Genomic DNA, 20,772 nt, shown 5'->3' with positions numbered 1-20,772 from the left:
CGGCCCATCGAATAACGCGCCCCCGGCGCGGCCCCGGCGGGCCGCCGCCGGTCACATCTCGCGGACGTACTGCTCGTAGATGCCCTCGCGCAGCGCCTTGGCCACCGCGAAGGTGCGGGTGGGGCAGTCCAGCTTGGCGAGGATGTTGGCGACCAGCCGCTTGGCGCCGTGCACCGAGATGCCCAGGCGGCGGGCGATCTGCTTGTTGCTGAGCCCGTCGACCAGCAGCACGAGCACCTGCTGCTCGCGCGGGGTCAGCCGCACGGCCGGGCGGGCCACGGCGGTGCGGCCGCCGGACTGGCTCGCCTTGGCCATCAGGTCGCGCGCCAGCCGGGCCGACATCGGCACCTCGCCGGCCCGCACCCGGGCCAGCGCGTCGCTCAGCGTGCGGGTGTTCAGCTCGTCGGCGGACAGGAAGCCGCTGCCGGACACGTCGGCGAAGCGGCTGAGGTCGGTGGAGTCCTCGTCCACCAGGACCAGGATCTTGGCGCCGTTGTCGGCGGCGGCGCGCAGGTGGGCGGCGGCGAGCTGGTCGATCTCGCGCAGCGCCACGATGAGAACGGTCTCGGAGTCGTCTCCGACGGTGCCGACGGCGTCGGCCAGGTTGTCGCAGACGCGCAGCGCGCCGACGTCGCCCAGGGACTGCAGCATCCGCTCGATGCCGTAGCGCTGCAACTCGTTCCCGAGGGCAAGTACGATCTCGCGAGGCGCCAGTGCCAGGCTCGGCATACTCATTTACGGCTTCCTTCCTCAGCAATCTCGACCCGGTCCAGCGCTTCGCGGTCCGACTGGTCAGAACCGTCCGCGATTCACGTTGATTCGGGGCAAAGTGCCCGGTTTGCCGGACCTGTGCCAGTGAAGCAAGGCCGCATCGGCCAGAGATTGGCGAGAGATTGAGAGAAGATTGAAGCCGGGTCGCTGTCGGTGATCAAGCCGGAACGTACCGGAATCGGTGGATCCGGCGCCGCTGCTCGGCACCCCTGCGCCGCCCGGGCGCCGAAACCGGCACGGCGGCCGGATTGTGAACCGAAACACAGACTGGTCCGGCCGTTCGGGCACGCATCATTTATGCGGAGCAGAATAACGCCCGACGCGCCACGGGAGAAGCCGGGGCCCGCGGACGGCTCGGCCGCGGGCCCCGGAAGGGCGGTACTCCGTCAGCTCGTCACCACCAGGGCGAGCCCAGCTCCCAGCGCGACAGCCGCGAGACGGTGAACGGAAGCTCGGGATCCGTCGCACCGAACTGGAAGTTGACCACGAGCATGTCGCCCTGGTCGTCGAAGGCGGCCGTCGACGGCGACAGCAGCCCCGGGTCGGTGACCCGGCGCAGCAGCTCGCCCTCGGTGTAGCGGTCGCGCAGCCGCACCACGTTGACCACGGCGCCGTTGCCGTCGACCCGGCTCACCGCGTACAGGGTGCCGGCGCGCAGCAGCAGGCCGTCACCGGTGACCACGTCCTCGCCCAGATCGATCTCGACGACCTCGCCGCCGCGGACCGGCACCCGGTACAGAGCGCTGTCGTTGGCGTCGGCGATCAGCAGGTAGCGGCCGTCGGGCGTGGCGGCGATGCCGTTGACGTTGAAGCCCTCCTGGTACTCCACCGGGGTGCCGTGCAGGTCGGCGAACACGCTCAGCGGGGCGGAGCGCGTCGACCGGCCGTGCAGCTGCTCGGCGCCGATCCGGTAGATGTACGGCTGGAAGGAGTCGGTGACGTACACGTCGCCGTCGGGGGCCACCACCACGTCGTTGAGGAAGACCTCGGGGTGCTCGGCGGTGAACTCGTGCAGCAGCTCGCCGGTGCGGGTGCTGTACACCCACACGCTGCCGGTCGCGCCGCCGGCCACGATGAGCCGGCCGAAGCGGTCCACCTTCATGCCCAGCGCGGTGGTGCGTCCGTCGGCGCCGCCGGGCAGGAACTCCGACATCTCCTCGGAGCGCACATGGCCCCGGTAGACCGTGCCGTCGGTGGTGCTGCCGACATAGAAATAAGGAGTGCCGGTGTGGCGCGCGATGCCCTCGGGGAAGGCGTCGTCGCCGGGCACGGTGTAGGAGTCCGGCCGTGCCCAGCCGGTGGTCCCTGCCGCAGCCGCGGGGGCGGCGGCGCACAGGGCGATGGAGGCCAGTGCCGCGGTCAGCAGGCGGCCGGCTCGGCGGGGGGTGACCCGCATACGGGATCCTCTCTCTTCGGTACTGCGCGGACGGCCCGGAGGGGGACTTCCCCCGGACGTGCGTGACCGGCCGAGCGGCGCCTGGGAGCGATGGAGGGGGCCGCCCGGCCGGTGGTCGAGGCTCAGCCCGACAGGACCGGCGACTCCGCCGCCGCGGTGGCGGTGATGAGGGCGGCGACGGCGGAGCGGGCGGCCAGGGCCTCCTGCTTGGCGCTGAAGCGCTCGGGGATGACCCGGTAGTCGGCGGTGATCTCGGCGGCGACGTGGCCGCCCTGGTTCACCGTGACGACGCAGTGGAACACCTCGTCCACGGCGGTGCGCTCGCGGCGCACCAGCCGGTACTCCACCGTGGCCGGGAGCGGGAAGACGAAGCGGTGGAAGGCCGAGGTGATGGTGCCCAGCACGAAGCGGGTGCGGGGGGCGTCGGCGTCCAGGTAGAACTGCTCGGTCACCGCCGTCCAGGTCTGGCGGGCCGCCTCGGTCAGCGCGATGCCGGGGATGTGCTGGCCGGTGAGGTGGTCGGCCAGGATCTCGTTGTACTGGTCGATCAGCAGCTCGGCGGTGAACCGGTCCTCGCCGGCGCGCACCGGCGGCGCGATCATCCCGTTGCGCGGGTCGTGCTTGTGCGTCAGGGGGCGCCCGGCCGGCTCGGCGAGCTCGCCGCCGGCCAGCCGCACGGACGGGTCCGCCGCGACCAGCGCCGCCAGTTCGGCGCGCTCCTCGATCGACAGGCCCTGCCCGACGACCAGGACGGTGCCGGGCTCCAGCTCGCCGGCCCGCAGCCGCGCGGTCAGCTCCGAGGCGGCGACGGTGCCCCGGTTGGCCAGGAACTCCTCGAACCGGTCCCCGACGACGATCAAGGTGGTGGTGCTCGTGGTCATCAGTGCTCCTCGGTGGTACGGCGGCCCGCCGAGCGCGGCGGCGCGCGCTCGGCGGGCCGCCGGCTTGCGGGTGTGCGGGCCGGTGCCTCAGGCGGGCTGGCCGGCGCTCAGCGCGTTCTCGTACGCCTTGACGAGGTCGTCCACGGTGCGGATGTCGGAGATGACCACGTCGCCGTCGGCGAAGGGGTCCACGTCGAGCACGGTCTCGGTCTGGATCAGCAGCCGGGCCAGCAGCAGCGAGCTCATGCCCAGCTCGTGCAGCGAGGAGTCGCCGGTGATCTCGGGCACCTGCTCAAGGGTCTCGCTCAGCAGGGCGCGCAGCTGCTCGATGACGGTGCCGCGCACGTCGGTGCCGATCGTCTGGGTGTCTAGCATGTGATTCCTCCGTCTACGACGATGGTCTGTCCGGTGATGAAGGAGGACTCCTCCGACGCCAGGTACAGCACGGCGTCGGCCACCTCCTGGGCGGTGCCCAGCCGGCCGAGCGGGGTGCGGCCCTGGATGCGCTCGCGGTTGGTGTCGGTGACCTGGGTGGTCATATCGCTGTCGAAGAAGCCCGGCACGATCGAGTTGACCCGGATGCCCAGCGGCCCCAGCTCCCTGGCCAGGCTCCGGCTGAGCCCGTCCAGGCCGGCCTTGGCGGCGGAGTACACCGCCACGCCGCGGTGGCCGCGGATGGCGTTGATCGACGAGACGTTCACGATCGTGCCGCCCCCGTTCTGCGTCATCGCCCGCGCGCAGCCCTGGGTGAGGATGATCGGCGCCACCAGGTTGGTGGCGATCAGCGTGTCGACCTGCTTGGGGGAGGTCGTCAGGAACAGCTCCTGGTGCAGCACTCCGGCGTTGTTGACCAGCAGGTCGATCCGGCCGAAGCGGCGCACCACCGCCCGCACCGCCGCGCGCAGCGCGTGCGGCTCGTTCAGGTCGGCCGGCTGCCAGAAGAAGGCGTCGGGCGCCGACTCGGTGGTCTCGGCCACGAAGTCGTTGCTGGTGCGGCTGAGGACCGCCACCCGCCAGCCGCGGTCGAGCAGCCGCTCGACCACGATCCGGCCCAGGCCGCGGCTGCCGCCGGTGACGACGGCGACCCGCGCGGGCGCCGCCTCCTGGGGCGCCTCGGCCGGGGTCTCGGCCGGCGCCTCCGCCGCGCTCACGCCAGGTTCCTGATCTTCTTGAACCGGTCGGAGTGCTGGCGCTGGGTGGAGACCTGCACGACGGCGGGGACCTTGAAGGGCTCCAGCCGCGCCTGGCAGTGCTCGCGCACCCGGCGGCTGACCGCGGCGGGGTCCTCCTCGGTGTGCAGCTGCACGACGGCCTTGACCACCATGCCGGTCACCGGGCTGGGGCGCCCCGTGACGGTCGCCTCGGCGATGTTGTCGACCTCGAGCAGGACGCTCTCGACCTCGCTCGGGTAGACCTTCTCGCCGCCGACGTTGATGATCTCGGACTTGCGGCCCAGGATCCGGACGTACTCGCCGTCCACCTCGACCATGTCCTGAGTGTTGAAGAAGCCCTCGTCGTCGAAGGGCGCCGGGGCGTTGAGGTAGCCGAGCATCGCCATCTCGGACTTGATCCACAGCACGCCGTCGATGATCTTGTGCTCGAAGCCGGCGTTGCCCAGCTTCACCCACAGCGAGTCGTCGCTCTTGGAGCGGGTCGGCAGGATGCCCAGCTCCGACAGGCCGTAGGTCTGCTTGAGCCGCACCCCGGGCAGGGCGGCGGCCAGCCGCTGCAGCGTCTGGGCCGGCATCGGCTCGGTGCCGTAGGTGATCAGCTCCAGCGACGCGGTGTCGTAGCGCTCGTACACCCGGGAGATCAGCACCATGTTGAGGAAGGTGGGCGTCGTCGGCAGCACCTGCACCTGGTGCTCGGCGATGGCGGCGAACACCGTGTCGGGCGTGCGCTCGGGCACGGTGACCACGGTGCCGCCCTGGCTCAGCGTGTGCAGCAGGGTGTTGATGCCGCCGATGTGGTCGAGGTTGAGGAAGGACAGGATGCGCTTGGCGCGGCGCGGCTCGCCGTAGCGGGCCAGCATCCGGTCGAAGTCCAGCACGGACGCCTTGCTGCGGCCGGAGGTCCCGGAGCTGAACAGCACCAGGCCGGGGCTCTTGGCCTCCCGCAGCCGCTGGTACAGCTCGTGGTCGGCGGTGCGCCCGGTGCGCTCGCACTCCGGAGTGCCGTCGTCGCCGATGCGCACGACGACCTCGACGGACGCGACATCGAGGAACTCGTCGCGCTTGGCGTCGGGAAGCGGGGTCAGCGGCACCACGATGACACCCCGCGCGACCAGGGCGATCAGCCCCGCGCAGGCCATCGGCGAGGAGACGCCCTCCAGGGTGACGACCTCGCCGCGGCGCACCTCGTGCGTGTCGAGGAAGGCGTTCCATTCGGTGACCAGCCGGTGCAGTTCCCGGTAGCTATGTGTCGCTCCGTCGAAGACGACGGCGTCGGCGCCGTCGAAGAATCGAAGCTTCTCGATGAGCGGATGACTCACGCTTCCCTCCGTTGGGGAATCGCACGGAATTGCCTGATGCCAGTAATGGCGATATCGCCAACCTAGGGCGTGCGGGATTGAGCGGACAGTCCCCATGAATGCACTCAACTGTGCTAGGCCGCCCGACGTGACCGATCGGCTACGCCGTGCGGCTACGCCAACGGCCATTGCCGCAGCACCGGCGGATTCGCCATAGTGGTGTCCGTTCGTGGCGACCCCTGGGCGCCGCGTGGCCGACACGTGCCGGCGCATGGCCCACGTGCGTCGCGGGAGGTGAGCTGGACGAAATGGACACCACAAAGCGAGCCGCTTTCTTCGATGTTGACGAGACCGTCATCAGCGCGAAGAGCATGTTCGATTTCCTGCGTTTCTGGCTGGCCAGGAACGGTGATCAGGGCGACGAATACAACGCCACCGCGGGGCGGCTGCGCGATCTCGCGCACAACGGCGGCATGCCGCGCTCGGAGGTGAACCGCTCCTACTACCGGCTGTTCGCGGGCGTCCCGATGGCCGAGCTGGCCGAGGCCGGCCGCGAGTGGTACGACCAGTACCGCACCGGCCCCGCCGCCTTCGTGGAGTCCAGCCTCGCCGCGATCCGCACCCACCGCGAGGAGGGCGACACCATCGTGCTGGTCTCCGGCTCCTTCCGCGGCTGCCTGGAGCCGATCGCGCGGGACGTGTCCGCCGACATCATCCTGTGCACCGAGCCCATCGTCGGTGCCGACGGGCTGCTCACCGGCGAGGTGCACCGGCCGATGATCGGACCGGCCAAGGCCGACGCGGTGCAGGAGACCATCGAGCGGCTCGACCTGGACCCGGCCGTCTGCTTCGCCTACGGCGACCACTCCACCGACCTGGAGATGCTGTCGCGGGTCGGCAACCCGGCCGTCGTCGGCGAGGACCCGGTGCTGCTCGACCACGCCGCCCGCAACGGATGGCCGGTGCTGCCGGCCGTCTACGCCGGGAGCGCGGCGTGACCTTGGCGCCCATCGACCCCCGCGCCGTGCTCGCGGCGGCGGGTTTGCCCGAGAAACCGGAGTGGCGGCACGTCAGTACCCGCAGGGAGCGCCACGAGGACCGGCGCGTCACCGTCACCCGCTACCAGGCCGGCGGGTACCGGCTCGGCGGGCCGCACCGCACGGTCGTCGTCGACGACAACGCCGTGCTGCTCGGCTTCACCGACCTGGACCCGTTCGCCGTCTTCCCGCGCGAGCCGCCGCCGGCCGAGACGCTGGCGCACGACGTGGCGGCGGCCTTCCTCGCCGGCACCGACCCCGGCTACGCCGCCGCGCTGACCGTGCTCTGGATCGACCCGCACAGCGAGATCGTGACCGCCGACGACGGCACCGAGCACAAGGTGACCGGGATGAAGGTGAAGACCCGCCACGCGGGCGGGCTCTACGCGTGGGTGGTGGTGGGGCCGCGCGGCAGGGTCCTCACCTACGAGCGCGACGTCCGCTGGGACCCGGTGGCCGGCCGCCGCGCCACCCAGATGTGGCTGCACGACTCGTGGATCGCGGCCCACGACGGGGACGGGCCGCCGCCCCCACCGCCCTACTCTCGGATCTGACCGAACGGCCTCCGCCGCCGGCAGCCGAGACTTCGAACGAGGAACGGACCCCCATGGAAAGTCAGACCGCCGACGAGGTGGCGGCGCCCAACGTCAGCCCGTGGGTCGTCGGCACGATGGCGTTCGCCACCGGCGCGGTGATCGCCAACCTCTACTACGCGCAGCCGCTGGTGGACACGCTCGCACGCGTGTTCCAGGCGGACAGCGACGCGATCGGCCTCACCATCACGGTGACCCAGATCGGCTACGCCCTCGGCCTGGCCCTCCTGGTCCCGCTGGGCGACCTGATCGAGCGGCGCAAGCTGCTGGCGGCGCTGCTGGCCGCCGCGACCCTGGGCATGGCGGCGATGGCGCTGGCGCCCTCGCTGATCGTCTTCGGCGCCGCCGCGGCCGTCGTCGGCCTCACCTCCGTCGCGGTCCAGGTCATTGTGCCCTTCGCCCACGTGCTGGCCGCCAAGGGCCAGCAGGGGCGGGTGGTCAGCACGGTGATGAGCGGCCTGCTGATGGGCATCCTGCTCTCCCGGACGGTGGCGGGCCTGGTGGCCGAGGCCTTCGGTTGGCAGGCCGTGTTCGGGCTCGGCGCGGTGCTGACCGCCCTGATCGCGGTGGTGCTCTGGCGGGCCCTGCCCACCGTCGCCCCCACCGTGACGATGCGCTACCCGGCGCTGCTCGGCTCGGTGCTGCGGCTGGTCCGCGAGGAGCCGGTGCTGCGGCTGCGGATGCTCTACGGCGCGCTGACCTTCTCCACCTTCAGCGTCTTCTGGACCAGCGCAGGATTCCTGCTCGCGGGCGATCCCTACAACTGGAACGAGGCCCAGATCGGGCTGTTCGCCCTGTTCGGGGTGGCCGGCGCGCTGGCCGCGAAGTTCGCCGGCGGGCTGGCCGACCGGGGCTGGGTCCACCTCACCACCGGCGCCTACCTGCTGATCACCGCGCTGTCGTACCTGCTCATCGGCTGGGGCGCGGTGTCGGTGGTGGCGCTGGCCATCGGCGTGCTGCTGATGGACATGGGCGTGCAGGGCACCCACATCAACAACCAGAGCCTCATCTTCGCGCTCCGCCCGGACGCGCGCAGCCGGCTCAACACCGCTTACATGGTGTCCTATTTCATCTCGGCCGCCGTCGGCAGCGCGCTGTCCGCGGTGGTGTACGTCGCCTACGACTGGATCGGCGTGGCGGTGCTCGGCGGCCTGTTCCCGGCGCTGGCCTGCGTCGTGTGGGCCGTGGAGCACTTCTCCCGCTCCCGCCGCGAGGCCGCGGCCGCGACCGGGAGCTGACCGGAAACGACGAGCGGGCGGCCGCACCCCGGGGGTGCGGCCGCCCGCCGCCGTGCGCGCGACTTCAGCTCGCGCCCACAGCCTCAGCTGAGACGGGGATCGGCGCGTTGGTGGACGACGAGAAGGCGTCGATCCGCACCTCCTGCCACACGCCCTCGGTGGTGAAGGGGTCCGTGGCAATGAAGTCCTCGACCTGCGCGCGGTCGGCCGCGTCGATGATCAGCAGGCTGCCGATCGCGGCCGCGCCGTCGTCGGACATCAGCCGGCCGTAGACCAGCGCCCGCACCGGCGCGGTCTTCAGCCGCGCGGAGTGCGCGGCGCGCAGCCGCTCCCGCGGTTCGGCCGCGTCGGGCCCGTCCAGGCAGTGCACGACCCAGAGCATGGTTCTCCTCCCACCAGGCCGCCGCCACGACGCGGCGGCGCCACCCTACGAACCTAGACACCCGGCCCGGGCCGATCAATTGCTCCGCCGGTGCCCCCGGTGGAGCACAGGGGCGGCGCCGAACGGTTACCCCTCTTGGCCATGTCCCGAACGGATACCCCGGTTGGTCATGTTGGGGCGGCCCCCGTTCCGGCACGCTGACATGCGGATGGCGGGCCGCGCCTCCCGGGGCGGCCGGCAGCGGGTCCGCCGGCCGGCGGACCCGGCGGGTCCCGGTCCGGCCGCGGACGCCGCCGCGCGGAGTCCGGCCGACTCACGGCCGACCGCGCCGATGCGCCACCGACACCGCCGGCCGCGTGCAGAGAGGATTCCACAGACATGGTGCGCAAGCTTCCGCCCGGCCTCAACGAGCAGTCCTTCGCCGACGCGGTGGCGTCGTTCCGGCGCGCCGTGGGCGACAAGTGGGTGATCGACGACGACGCCCAGCTGGCCAACTACCGCGACCCCTTCGCCGTCCTGGACCCCGAGCACCTGACCGCCTCGGCCGTGGTGATGCCCGCTTCGGTGGAGGAGGTCCAGGCGGTCCTCGCCGTCGCCAACGACACCGGCGTGCCGCTGTCGCCGGTGTCCATCGGCAAGAACCTCGGCTACGGCGGCCCGGCGCCGCGGCTGCCCGGCGCCGTCGTGGTCGACCTCAAGCGGATGAACCGCATCCTCGAGGTGAACGAGAAGTTCGGCTACGCCCTGGTCGAGCCGGGCGTCAGCTTCATGGAGCTGGACAACTACCTGCGCGAGCGCGGCATCGACTTCTGGGTCGACGTGCCCGACCTCGGCTGGGGCAGCGTGCTCGGCAACACCCTGGAGCGCGGCGTCGGCTACACCGCCTACGGCGACCACTTCGCGATCCAGTGCGGCATGGAGGTCGTGCTGGCCGACGGCGACGTGGTGCGCACCGGTATGGGCGGCGTGCCGGGCAGCTCCACCGCGCAGCTGTTCAAGTACGGCTTCGGGCCCGTCTACGACGGCATCTTCACCCAGTCCAACTTCGGCATCGTCACCAAGATGGGCCTGTGGCTGCTGCCCAAGCCGCCCGGCTACCAGGCGTACATGATCACGCTGGCGCACGAGGAGGACCTCGGCCCCTTCGTGGAGATCCTGCGGACGCTGAAGATGAACGGCACCATCACCAATGTGCCGAGCCTGCGCAGCGTGCTGCTGGACGCCGCCGCCGTCGCGCCGCGGTCGCACTTCTACTCCGGCACCGGTCCGGTCCCCGACAGCGTCTCGCGCAAGATCATGGCGGACCTGAACATCGGCTGGTGGAACTTCTACGGCGCGATGTACGGCCCGCAGGCCTCCATCGACCTGCAGTGGCAGACCGTCAGGGACGCCTTCTCGACCATCCCCGGCGCCTCCTTCTACCTGGCCGGCGAGCACGACAGCCCGGTGCTCGCCACCCGCGCGAAGGTGATGGCCTGCCAGCCCAACCTGGAGACCGCCGACATCTTCCAGTGGTTCGACAACGGCGGGCATGTGGACTTCGCGCCGCTGTCGCCGGCCACCAGCGAGGACGCCCTCAGCCAGTACGCGATGGTGCGGGACGCCTGCCTGGAGTTCGGCAAGGACTACATGGGCAACTGGATCGTCGGCCGCCGCGAGATGCACCACATCCAGATGACCATGTTCGACACCAAGGACCCCGACGACCGGACCCGCACGCTGGCCTTCACCAAGCAGCTGATCCGCCAGGCCGCCGAGCGCGGCTACGGCGCCTACCGGGCGCACCCGGCGATCATGGACGAGGTCGCCGCCACCTTCAGCTTCAACGACGGCGCGCTGATGCGGCTGAGCGAGCGCGTCAAGGACGCGCTCGACCCCAAGGGCATCCTCGCCCCCGGCAAGCAGGGCATCTGGCCGAAGTCGCTGCGCGGCAAGGGCCTCTGATCGCGGCGGTGGCCGGAGCCGGACGCGTGGCCGCTCCGAAGATCCACCCCGCACCGCCCGCCGTGCCCGTAACTTTCCGTTCTGGTCGGCGTTAATTTCTCCCGGTTCGACCAGATTCATCCCGACTCATCACCGGTCCACTCCGACAGCCGGGCGCTCGCGTCCGGCCGATGTCCGAAATGTCCATGGCTCAGACCGATCCGCACCGGCCTGTGGGGGCGCGGTGCACGGGTGCCGGAACGGTGCCCATGGAGCGGTCGCCGGCCGCCACCCCCCGAAGTACCGACCGATGGAAGGTCTCCCTTCATGGCTGAGGAATCCGTACCTGACAACGTCAACCGGCGCCGCTTCCTAGGGCTCGCCGGCGCCGGAGCCGGCGCCGGAATGCTCACCGTGGCCGGCGCGGGCAGCGCCGACGCGCAGCAGGTCTCGTCGTCCTTCGACGTCCGGCCCGGACGCGGCCTCGCCCGCCGCCGCCGCGGCGCCGAGATCCGCAAGGCCGCCTCGAACCGCTCCTACCGCGACCCGTACCCGCGCCAGGAGACCAACGGCGAGGAGGCGATGCCGGGCTACCTGGGCGCCTACCACAAGGGCATGCCCCACAACGAGTACGGCGAGGTCGACACGGCCGCCTACGAGGCGTACCTGCACGCCTTCGAGACCGGCGACCCCGCCGACTTCGACGCCGTCCCGCCCGGCGTGCCCAACGCGCGGCCGCAGCTGAACCCGCAGATCATCTACGCCTACGACCTCCAGGGCCCCGACTCCTACCGCCTGCTCTGCCCGCCCGCGCCCTCCATGGGCTCGGCGGAGTTCGCCGGCGAGATGGTCGAGGACTACTGGATGGCGCTGCTGCGCGACGTGCCGTTCATCGAGTACGAGTCCAACCCCGCGCTGGTGGACGCGGCCGCGACCAGCCTGTCGGGCCTGTCCGGGTTCGCCGGCCCCAAGCAGGGCGGCCGGGTCACCGCACGCACGCTGTTCCGCGGCAACACCCCGGGTGACCTGGTCGGCCCGTACGTCTCGCAGTTCCTGCTCCGCGACGTGCAGTTCGGCCCGCACCGCACCGCCCAGCGCCTGGATACCGTGCGGCCCAACCTGGACTTCGCCACCGAGTTCGGCGACTACCTGCTCATCCAGCGCGGCGACCCGCGCGCCACCGAGCGGAACTTCTCCGACACCCGCTACATCCGCAACGCCCGCGACCTCGCCCACTACACCCACTTCGACCAGGGCTACCAGCCCTACATCAACGCCGCGCTGATCCTGCTGGCCAGCGGCATCCCGCAGAACGAGCTGCTGGACCAGGGCAACCCCTACCTCGGCCGGCCGCGGCAGATGGGCTTCGCCACCTTCGGCATGCCGCACCTGCTCACCCTGATCGCCGAGGCCGACAAGGTCGCCCGCAAGCCCAACCTCCTCCAGCAGTGGGGCATCCAGCGCCGCCTCCGGCCCGAGGTCGTCTCCTGCCGGATCGAGGTGCAGCTCAACCGCGCCCCGGGCCGCTACGACGGGCTGCTCAACGACGAGCTGCTCAATGCGGACGTGCTCGACCGGATCCGCAGCCAGTACGGCTCCTACCTGCTGCCGCAGGCCTTCCCCGAGGCGTCGCCGATGAGTCCGGACTACCCCAGCGGCCACGCCACCGTCGCCGGCGCCTGCGCCACCGTGCTCAAGGCCTGGTTCAACGAGGACTGCCCGCTGCCGGACCCGCTGGTCCCCAACGCCGACGGCACCGCGCTGGTGCCCTACACCGGCTCCGACGCCGGCCAGCTGACCATCGGCGGCGAGCTGAACAAGCTGGCCGCCAACATCGGCAACGGCCGCAACATGGGCGGCGTCCACTGGCGCAGCTCCTTCCTGGACGCCTTCACCCTCGGCGAGGAGGCCGCCATCGGCCTGCTGCGCGACCAGAAGGCGACCACCAACGAGCAGAACACCTTCCACCTCACCAGGTTCGACGGGACGACGATCGAGATCTGACGCCTCCCGTCCTCCAGAGCAGGCGGCCCACCCAGGCCGTGCGGCGCCCGTCCCAGCGGGCGCCGCACGGCGGGCCGCCGTCCCCCGCCCTGGGCCCCCGGTTCCCCGGATCTTCGTTAAGGAGAGTGCACATGACGCAGACCGTCGAAGAGAGGCGCACCGTCCAGGGATGGGTGCGCTGTGAGGGCTGCGGCCGGGTCGTCTACGGGAAACGCTTCGCCCGGGACCTGCGGGTGTGCGCCGAGTGCGGCTGGCACCAGCGCCTGACCGCCGAGCAGCGGCTGGAGCTGCTGGCCGACGGCGGGCGGTACGAGCCGCTGCAGCTGGCGGTGAACAGCCCCGATCCGCTGGGCTTCGTGGATTCGGTGCCCTATCCGGCCCGCCTGGCCAAGGCACGGCGGAGCACGGAGCTGGACGAGGCGGTCGTCTGCGCGCGGATAACCGTCGACGGGGCCCCGGTGATCGCGGCGGTGATGGACTTCCGCTTCCTGGGCGGCAGCCTCGGCAGCGCGGTCGGCGAACTGCTGACCCTCGCCATGGAGACCGCCCTTGAGGAGAGCACGCCGCTGCTGATGGTGACCGCCTCGGGCGGCGCCCGGATGCAGGAGGGCGCGCTCTCGCTGATGCAGATGGCCAAGACCAGCGCCGCCCTGGGCCAGCTGGACGAGGCCGGGATCATGACCATCTCGCTGATCACCGACCCCACCTTCGGCGGTGTGGCCGCCTCCTTCGCCACCCTCGGCGACGTGATCGTCGCCGAGCCCGGCGCCCGCCTCGGCTTCGCCGGGCGGCGGGTGATCGAGCAGACGATCCGCCAGGTGCTGCCCGACGAGTTCCAGACCGCGGAGTTCCTGCTGGAGCGCGGGATCGTGGACATGATCGTGCCCCGCGCCCGGCTGCGCGCCGAACTCGGCAGGCTGCTGCGCGTGGGCCACGGCGGGCGGCGCTCCGGGACGGCGGGCGGCGCCGAGCCGGCCGCGGCCGACACCGCCTCCCTGGTGCGCGACGCCGCGGCGCTGGGCGAGGCCGACCCCTGGGAGCAGGTGCGCACCGCACGCGACATCTCCCGTCCGACGGTGCTGGACTACCTGAGCATGGCCTTCACCGACTTCCAGGAGCTGCACGGCGACCGGATGGGGGCCGACTGCGCGGCGATCGTGGGCGGCACCGCGATGCTGGCGGACCGCCCCGTCGTGGTGATCGGCCAGCAGAAGGGCCACAGCCCCGGCGAGCTGATGGGCCGCAACTACGGGATGGCGACCCCGGCCGGGTACCGCAAGGCGGCGCGCCTGATGCGGCTGGCCGACAAGCTGGGCCTGCCGGTCATCACGCTGGTGGACACCCCGGGCGCCTACCCGGGCGCGGACGCCGAGGAGCAGGGGCAGGCGGTGGCGATCGCCGAGAACCTGCGGCTGATGGCCGGGCTGCGCGTGCCCGTCGTCTCCGTCGTCATCGGCGAGGGCGGCAGCGGCGGTGCGCTGGGGATCGCGGTGGCCAACCGGGTGCTGATGTTCTCCCACGCCGTGTACTCCGTCATCAGCCCCGAGGGCTGCGCCGCGATCATCTGGAAGGACCCCGCCGCCGCGCCCACCGCCGCCCGCGCCCTTGGCCTGGACTCCCAGAGCCTGCTGCGCCTCGGCGTGGTCGACGGCGTCATCCCCGAACCCGACGGCGGCACCGGCGCCGACCCGCTGGCCGCCGCCGACCGGCTGCGCGCCGCCCTGAACTCGTCACTGGCCGAACTCGGCCGGCTGTCCGGTCCCCAGCTGGCGGCCGACCGACGCGCCCGCTTCCGCCAGTTCGGCTCCTCGGTCACCGTCGAAGCCGAACTCCGCACCATCAGCCGGCACGCGTGAGCACCGCCGCGCCCGCGCCGTTACCACCAGGAAGGGCGGACACCCCGTTGTTCCGCAAAGTGTTGATCGCCAACCGGGGCGAGATCGCGCTCCGGGTCGCCCGCGCCTGCCGCGAACTGGGCATCCCGTCCGTGGCGGTGCACTCGGTGGCCGACCGCGACTCCGCGGTGGTCCGCTTCGCCGACGAATCCGTCCAGATCGGTCCGGCCCAGCCCTCGCGCAGCTACCTGGACGCCTCGGCGGTGCTCCAGGCCGCCGACCAGACCGGCGCGGACGCCGTCCACCCCGGCTACGGCTTCCTGTCCGAGGACCCCGACTTCGCCGACGCCTGCCGCGAGGCGGGCATCACCCTGATCGGGCCCCGGCCCGAGGTGATGGCCACCCTCGGCGACAAGGCGGCCGCGCGCTCGCTGATGGCCGGAGCCGGCCTGCCGCTGCTGCCCGGCAGCCTCGACCCGCTCGACACCGAGCAGGCCAGGCGGCTGGCCGAGGAGATCGGCTTCCCGGTGATCGTGAAGGCGGTCGCCGGCGGCGGCGGCCGCGGTATGACGGTCGTGCACGATCCCGACCGCTTCACCGACGAGTTCCGGCGCACCCAGGCGACCGCCCAGATGCTCTTCGGCGACGGCCGCGTCTACGTGGAGAAGTACCTGGACAAGGCCCGCCACGTGGAGATCCAGGTGCTGTGCGACGGGCACGGCAACGCGGTGCACCTGGGCGAGCGCGACTGCACCGTGCAGCGCCGGCACCAGAAGCTCATCGAGGAGAGCCCCGCGCCGAAACTCCCCGACGGGATGGCCGAGGAGATGGGCCGCACGGCGGTGGCCGGCGCGCTCGCCGCCGGCTACACCGGCGCGGGCACCTTCGAGTTCCTGGTCGACCCGGCCGGCGGCTACTACTTCATGGAGGTCAACTGCCGGATCCAGGTCGAGCACCCCGTCACCGAGATGGTCACCGGCATCGACCTGGTCCAGGAGCAGATCCGCATCGCCGCCGGGCAGCCGCTGCGGATCGGCCAGGCCGACGTGCGGCTGCGCGGCGCCGCGATCGAGTGCCGCATCAACGCCGAGGACCCCGACCGGGCCTTCGCACCCGCACCCGGCACCATCAGCACCTTCGAGGCGCCCGGCGGCCCCTTCACCCGCATCGACACCCACGTCTACGCCGGGTACACGGTGCCGCCCAACTACGACTCGCTGCTGGCCAAGCTCATCGTGTGGGCGCCCGACCGCGACCAGGCGATCGCGCGGATGCGGCGGGCGCTGGGCGAACTGCGCGTCGAAGGGCGCGGCATCCACACCACCGCGCGATTCCTCGACGGAGTGCTGTCCCATTCCGCCTTCCAGACCGCCCACCACACCACCTCGCTGATCGACGAGATCCTCCAGTCCAGGACCGGTTAAGGGAATTTCTGCTGATGAACGGTGAAACAAGCGCCTCCCGCTCCGGAGACTCCGACGGCGCGGCCGCCGCGGACCGGGCCGAGGCTCCACGGGACGACGTGAACTCGGCGCTCGACGCGGTCCGGGAGAGCGCGCTGCGGCTGCTCGCCGGATTCCCGCAGCCGCCGACCGCGCTGCGGATCAGCGCGGGCGGGGTGACGGTCGAGGTCGACTGGCAGACCGCGGCGCCGCAGGCCCCCGCGGCGCCTCCGGTGGCGGCCGCCGCACCCGCCGCCGTGTCCGCCCTCGCGGCGGCGCCGGTCGCGGCGGCGGCCCCCGCGCCGGCCGCGGCCGCGCCCGCGCCGGCCGAAGACGGCCGCAGGCGGCTGCGGGCCCCGGCCGTAGGGGTCTTCTTCCGGGCGCCCGAGCCCGGCGCCAAGCCCTTCGTGGAGGTCGGCGACAGCGTCGTCGCCGGTCAGCAGGTCGCCATCATCGAAGTCATGAAGCTGATGATCCCGGTGACGGCGGATGCCGACGGCACGATCGCCGAGGTGCTCAAGGAGAACGGCGACCCGGTGGAGTACGACGAGCCGCTGTTCGCGCTGAACACCCTGTAGCCGGGCCGGCCGCCGGCGCGCAGCTCGCGGCCGGTGCGGGCGGATCCGGGCCGAATCAAGGCCCCTTCCCTACGGAAGGGGCCGTTTCGGCATGTCCGGAACCTGCCGCCGCCGCTGCACCCGACCCGGCGGAACGTCCTTGTAATCGGCAGGTTACATTCTGGAATGAATGCAGCTACATGAATCGATTTCAAGAATACAGAGGGTGACGCGTGATACGGCCTACGTAATCGCTTTGTATGCCGATGATCGTTATCAACGTTAAACAAGTGCAAAGCTTTGCCGGGTCCTCCGCTCAGGATTGCGTTCAGGGTATACACGTATAGGATAAGCTCGGAAATTCTCGCGTTCGTCGGTACGGGGCGGTCGACCTGGCGTTACGGTCGCGTTAATTTCAAAAGTCGTAAATTAAACAAATGTCCGTCCAGTTGATTGCCAAAGTCGTTCGAGTAGCCATGAACAATTCAGGACTCATCTTGTGCCGCACTGGCCCATGTTGTGCTGGACGGGCGGGGCACGTATAGTCGCAATTAGTTAGCAAGTGCGAACTATCGTTCCCCTGAGCGGGCGTGCAGCCCGTTGTTCGACGCCGGTGACAGGTAGGAGGTGGGGAAGTGTCCGCCCGACGGCCAATCGGGAATGCCGCTGGTGGAACACTGTCCGATATCGGAAAAGCACGGGGGAATCGCAAAAGTGGATCGGAAAAGAACGTGAGGTCGGCGGTCGTCTTCGGAGACAGGGGAATCCGTTATCGGCCGACCGGTGGACCAGGTTCGCTGATGGGGGAGGACGGCGAAGAAGCGCAGGTTAGGAAACCCGCCATGAGATTCAATGTCCTTGGATCACTGGAAATCATCACCGACGACAACAGATCCGTACTGGTGAACGCCTCCAAGACCGGTCAGGTCCTGGCACTGCTGCTCATGCGGCGCAATGAGGTCGTCAGCGTCGACATGCTCATCGAGGAGCTGTGGGGGCAGCGTCCGCCGCGAAGTGCACTCACCACCCTGCGCACGTACATCTACCACGCCCGCCGCATCTTCATCCGGGCGTCCGTGGCGTCCAGCGCCCGCGAACTGCTGCTCACCCAGCCGCCGGGCTACCTGATCCAGACCACCGACGAGCAGGTCGACGCCACCGTCTTCGAGAACCTCATCAACGAGGGCCGCACCCGGCTGGACCAGGGCCGGCCCGAACTGGCGGCCGCGCGGCTGCGCGAGGCGCTGTCGCTGTGGCGCGGACCCGCGTTCGCCCACATCGAGGTCGGCAGCCTGCTGCACGCGCACGCCACCCACCTGGAGGAGCTGCGGATCAGGGCGATCCACCTCCGCCTGGAGGCCGAGCGCTCGCTGGGCCGCTCCAGGGAGCTGATCCCGGAACTGCGTTCGCTGGTGCTCGCCCACCCGCTGAACGAGTCCTTCCACGCCCAGCTGATCGACGCCCTGCACCGCTCCGGCCGCCGGGCCGAAGCGCTCCAGGCGTACCAGCACCTGCGGTCGGTGCTGGCCAGGGAGTTGGGGGTGACCCCCACTCCGGAGATCCAGCGGCTCTACCACGAGCTGCGCGAGGGCCACGACGCCCGAAGCCTGTCCAGGTGAGCGCCCGCGCCCGGCTCGCCTGATCCCCGCCCGGCCGCGCCCCCGCCGGCGCCGTGGCTCGCCACGCGGCACCGGCGTGCGGCGCGCGTCCGTTTCCGGCCGCCCGGCGGTCTAGGACCGCAGCCGGTCCGCAAGTACGGTGAAAGCTTCCCGCGCGAGCATGGTTCGCGCGGCCTGGCCACGGGGGCGCAGACCGCATCCCCTCGGGACCGCCGCCCACTGACCCGGCACGCGGTCCCGGACAACCGGCCCCGTGCGCCCCGGAGGGGGACGCACGGGGCCGGTTCGCGTCCGCGCCCGGCGCCGCCGCACCGGTCAGGGTCGGGATCAGGGGCCGACCAGGGCCATCCCCAATGGGTTTCCGGCCGCTGAACGGGCAGCATGGGATCAGAACCGATCCTGAGGGGAGCACAGGACCATGAACGGCAATCGGAGTCTGCGCCGGAGCGAACGCCAGCGGGTCATCGCGGGCGTGTGCGGCGGCCTGGGCGAGTACACCGGCGTCGACGCCAACCTGATCCGCGTCATCCTGGCCGTCCTGACCGTCGTCGGCTTCTCCGGCGTACTGATCTACGCCGTCGCCTGGCTGGTCATCCCGTCCGAGCGCACCGACGTCTCCGTGCTGCAGTCGCTGATCAGCAACGTCCAGAACAAGTGACGCACCGGCCGGCGCACCCGCGCCGGCCCGTACCGCGTACCGGCCGGGCCGCTAGGGCGGCAGCGTTCCGGACTCCAGGTCCGGGCGCTCGCGCACCCGGCGCCAGCCGGACGCCAGCAACCCCGCGGCGATCAGGCCGCCCAGCCCGCCGAGCGCCACCACCGGCTCGGCCCCGAGCACCTGGGCGAGCGCCCCGGCGCCGATGATGCCCACCCCCTGCACCACGTGCAGGCCCGACACGGCCAGCCCGAAGGCCAGCCCGCGGCCGGCGTCGGGCACGCTCATCACGAAGGCGGCATTGGCCGCGATCTGGTAGGAGCTGCCCAGGCCCGAGACCGCCCACAGGGTGAAGGTCAGCCACAGCGGCGGGTGGAAGTACGACAGCACCAGCGGCAGGCAGGCCAGCACCGCCATCGCCGGCATCAGCCGCAGCCGGTCGGCCGGGCGGACCAGCCGGGTGATGAGCACCGCTCCCACCACCGCGCCCAGCGGCATCGACGCCATCAGCAGCCCGGCCGTCGCCGCGCCGCCGCCCAGCGCGGCCGCGTACGGCAGCGCGATGCCCTCCGGGATCACGTAGAAGCCGCACAGCCAGCCGTAGAGCATCAGCAGCCGCAGCCTGCGGTCGCCGAAGACCAGCCGGGCGCCGTCGCGCAGCACCAGCCAGAAGGCCGGGCCGCGCCCGCCCCCGGTGCGGGCGGCCGGACGCGGCCGCAGCAGCGTCAGGATCACCAGCGCGGAGCCCAGGAAGGTGACGCTGTTCACCGCGAGCGCCACCTGGGTGCCGATCAGCCCCAGCACCGTGCCGCCGACCACCAGCCCCGCCACCGAGCCCGCCTGGTTGGTGATGCCGATCAGCGCGTTGCCCGCCACGTAGGTGTCGCCGCGCAGCACGATGGAGAGGGTCGCCGCGCGCGAGGAGGCGTAGGGGATGCCGAGCAGCATGTTGGCGAACAGCAGCGCGCACAGCACCGGCAGCGGCATGTGCGGCACCGCCATCAGCGCGACCAGGCAGGCGCGGGCGAGGTCGCAGCAGATCATCACCCGGCGGCGCGGGAACAGGTCGCTCAGCACCGACAGCAGCGGCCCGCCGATCAGCGGCGGCAGCAGGGTGAGCGCGTAGGTGAACGCCGTCAGCAGCGCGGACTCGGTGCGCTGGTAGACGAGCGCGGCGATGGCCAGCCCGGCCAACTGGTCGCCGACCAGCGCGAAAGCCTGGGCGGCCCAGAGGCCGCGGAACTCGCGGACGGCGATCGCGTCGCGGAAGGTGGCCTGCCGCTCCGGCACTGATCTCGCTGATCTGGGAGCGCTCTCCGCCGCCGGATCTCCGTCCGCCGTCCCCGGGACCTCCGGTTCGGCGGCCATGGTCATCTCCCTGCCTCCCACGACGGTGAGCGCTGCCGGTACCCGCAGCGGTACGCTCCGCGGCCGGACTTCCAGGGCGCGCGGAGTGATGCCTCGCAGCATATTCACACTGAGTGGTGAACCTGTAACCTAACGTGCCTGAGATGGCGGGCGATCGCAACCCCTTGCCGCAAGCTCTGACCCCCTGGTTAGCCCGCTGTGACGGGCCCGCCGCGCACCGCTACGGGCACGGCGCGTGATGTTCGCCGCTAGGCCCAGCCCAGTTCGTGCAGACGTTCGTCGGCGATGCCGAAATGGTGAGCGATTTCGTGCACGACCGTGACCATGACCTCTTCGACCACATCGTCCCGCGTCTCGCAGATCGCCAGGATCTCGCGCCAGTAGATCTCGATCTGATCGGGCAGCATGCCCGAGTAGTGCTCCCCCCGCTCGGTCAGCGGCACCCCCGTGTACAGCCCGAGCAGCCCCGGCTCAGGGGGATCGTCCGAGACCAGGACGACGACATTGTCCAGAAAGCGCATGAGTTCGACCGGAATCTCGTCCAGCGCGTCGGCCACGAGTTCCTCGAATTCAGTGCGTGAGACCTCGAACACAAGCACAT

General features: G+C 71.3%; 19 protein-coding genes. 10 read left to right on the top strand and 9 right to left on the bottom strand.

Going from position 1 to position 20,772, the window contains the following annotated elements; translation table 11 throughout:
• Positions 1–51: 51 nt before the first annotated feature.
• The 6 genes from CLV72_RS32770 to CLV72_RS10015 all read right to left on the bottom strand — a co-directional run bounded on the left by CLV72_RS32770 (position 52) and on the right by CLV72_RS10015 (position 5,539).
• Positions 52–735, bottom strand: a complete 684-nt coding sequence (locus CLV72_RS32770; protein ID WP_211302791.1) for a helix-turn-helix transcriptional regulator — start codon at positions 733–735, stop codon at positions 52–54.
• 430 nt (positions 736–1,165) lie between these two features.
• Positions 1,166–2,167 carry an SMP-30/gluconolactonase/LRE family protein gene (locus CLV72_RS10035; RefSeq protein WP_106243439.1) on the bottom strand — a complete coding sequence of 334 codons (1,002 nt, stop codon included), beginning with the start codon at positions 2,165–2,167 and terminating at the stop codon, positions 1,166–1,168.
• 122 nt (positions 2,168–2,289) lie between these two features.
• Entirely contained in the window at positions 2,290–3,048 is a 759-nt protein-coding gene (locus tag CLV72_RS10030; protein WP_106243437.1) for an AfsA-related hotdog domain-containing protein, read from the bottom strand.
• Positions 3,049–3,135: 87 nt separating this feature from the next.
• Positions 3,136–3,423: a phosphopantetheine-binding protein gene (locus CLV72_RS10025; protein ID WP_106243434.1), complete on the bottom strand. Its 288-nt coding sequence runs from the start codon at positions 3,421–3,423 to the stop codon at positions 3,136–3,138.
• Positions 3,417–4,199: an SDR family NAD(P)-dependent oxidoreductase gene (locus CLV72_RS10020; protein ID WP_106243432.1), complete on the bottom strand. Its 783-nt coding sequence runs from the start codon at positions 4,197–4,199 to the stop codon at positions 3,417–3,419. The genes CLV72_RS10025 and CLV72_RS10020 overlap by 7 nt, the downstream gene beginning before the upstream one ends.
• Complete coding sequence (locus CLV72_RS10015) at positions 4,196–5,539, bottom strand: class I adenylate-forming enzyme family protein (RefSeq protein WP_211302790.1); 1,344 nt, start codon at positions 5,537–5,539, stop codon at positions 4,196–4,198. The genes CLV72_RS10020 and CLV72_RS10015 overlap by 4 nt, the downstream gene beginning before the upstream one ends.
• 287 nt (positions 5,540–5,826) lie before the next feature.
• On the opposite strand from CLV72_RS10015, the gene CLV72_RS10010 reads away from it, so the two are divergent.
• The 3 genes from CLV72_RS10010 to CLV72_RS10000 are packed head-to-tail and all read left to right on the top strand — an operon-like array spanning position 5,827 to position 8,386.
• Positions 5,827–6,516, top strand: a complete 690-nt coding sequence (locus CLV72_RS10010; RefSeq protein WP_106243426.1) for an HAD family hydrolase — start codon at positions 5,827–5,829, stop codon at positions 6,514–6,516.
• The gene (locus tag CLV72_RS10005; RefSeq protein ID WP_106243424.1) at positions 6,513–7,109 is read left to right on the top strand and encodes a hypothetical protein; all 597 of its coding nucleotides are present in this window, start codon (positions 6,513–6,515) and stop codon (positions 7,107–7,109) included. Before CLV72_RS10010 ends, CLV72_RS10005 begins: the two co-directional genes overlap by 4 nt.
• Before the next feature lie 53 nt (positions 7,110–7,162).
• Entirely contained in the window at positions 7,163–8,386 is a 1,224-nt protein-coding gene (locus CLV72_RS10000) for an MFS transporter (RefSeq protein ID WP_211302789.1), read from the top strand.
• Between the two features lie 64 nt (positions 8,387–8,450).
• Here the strand turns inward: CLV72_RS10000 and CLV72_RS09995 are convergent, their stop codons facing one another.
• Positions 8,451–8,768 carry a YciI family protein gene (locus CLV72_RS09995; RefSeq protein WP_106243421.1) on the bottom strand — a complete coding sequence of 106 codons (318 nt, stop codon included), beginning with the start codon at positions 8,766–8,768 and terminating at the stop codon, positions 8,451–8,453.
• Positions 8,769–9,146: 378 nt separating this feature from the next.
• Between CLV72_RS09995 and CLV72_RS09990 the strand changes: the two genes are divergently transcribed.
• The 7 genes from CLV72_RS09990 to CLV72_RS09960 all read left to right on the top strand — a co-directional run bounded on the left by CLV72_RS09990 (position 9,147) and on the right by CLV72_RS09960 (position 18,806).
• A complete protein-coding gene (locus CLV72_RS09990) occupies positions 9,147–10,712 on the top strand; it encodes an FAD-binding oxidoreductase (protein WP_106243419.1) in 1,566 nt (521 codons plus the stop codon).
• Between the two features lie 306 nt (positions 10,713–11,018).
• Positions 11,019–12,695: a vanadium-dependent haloperoxidase gene (locus CLV72_RS09985; protein WP_211302788.1), complete on the top strand. Its 1,677-nt coding sequence runs from the start codon at positions 11,019–11,021 to the stop codon at positions 12,693–12,695.
• 131 nt (positions 12,696–12,826) lie between these two features.
• On the top strand, positions 12,827–14,551 hold the full coding sequence (locus CLV72_RS09980) for an acetyl-CoA carboxylase carboxyltransferase subunit alpha (RefSeq protein WP_106243417.1): 1,725 nt from the start codon (positions 12,827–12,829) through the stop codon (positions 14,549–14,551).
• A 47-nt stretch (positions 14,552–14,598) separates the two neighbouring features.
• On the top strand, positions 14,599–15,954 hold the full coding sequence (gene accC / locus CLV72_RS09975; protein WP_106243414.1) for an acetyl-CoA carboxylase biotin carboxylase subunit: 1,356 nt from the start codon (positions 14,599–14,601) through the stop codon (positions 15,952–15,954).
• A 14-nt stretch (positions 15,955–15,968) separates the two neighbouring features.
• A complete protein-coding gene (locus tag CLV72_RS09970) occupies positions 15,969–16,550 on the top strand; it encodes an acetyl-CoA carboxylase biotin carboxyl carrier protein (RefSeq protein ID WP_106243410.1) in 582 nt (193 codons plus the stop codon).
• Between the two features lie 821 nt (positions 16,551–17,371).
• The gene (locus CLV72_RS09965) at positions 17,372–18,148 is read left to right on the top strand and encodes an AfsR/SARP family transcriptional regulator (RefSeq protein ID WP_106243407.1); all 777 of its coding nucleotides are present in this window, start codon (positions 17,372–17,374) and stop codon (positions 18,146–18,148) included.
• 418 nt (positions 18,149–18,566) lie between these two features.
• Positions 18,567–18,806: a PspC domain-containing protein gene (locus CLV72_RS09960; protein ID WP_106243404.1), complete on the top strand. Its 240-nt coding sequence runs from the start codon at positions 18,567–18,569 to the stop codon at positions 18,804–18,806.
• Positions 18,807–18,857: 51 nt separating this feature from the next.
• Here CLV72_RS09960 and CLV72_RS09955 read toward each other — a convergent pair whose 3' ends face one another.
• Entirely contained in the window at positions 18,858–20,093 is a 1,236-nt protein-coding gene (locus CLV72_RS09955; protein WP_170140932.1) for an MFS transporter, read from the bottom strand.
• A 326-nt stretch (positions 20,094–20,419) separates the two neighbouring features.
• Complete coding sequence (locus CLV72_RS09950; protein ID WP_106243723.1) at positions 20,420–20,764, bottom strand: metallopeptidase family protein; 345 nt, start codon at positions 20,762–20,764, stop codon at positions 20,420–20,422.
• Between the last annotated feature and the right edge of the window lie 8 nt (positions 20,765–20,772).

Source organism: Allonocardiopsis opalescens, assembly GCF_003002095.1.
GTDB lineage: Bacteria > Actinomycetota > Actinomycetes > Streptosporangiales > Streptosporangiaceae > Allonocardiopsis > Allonocardiopsis opalescens.
The sequence above is the reverse complement of the archived record's forward strand: the minus strand, read 5'-3'. Positions and strand labels throughout refer to the sequence as shown.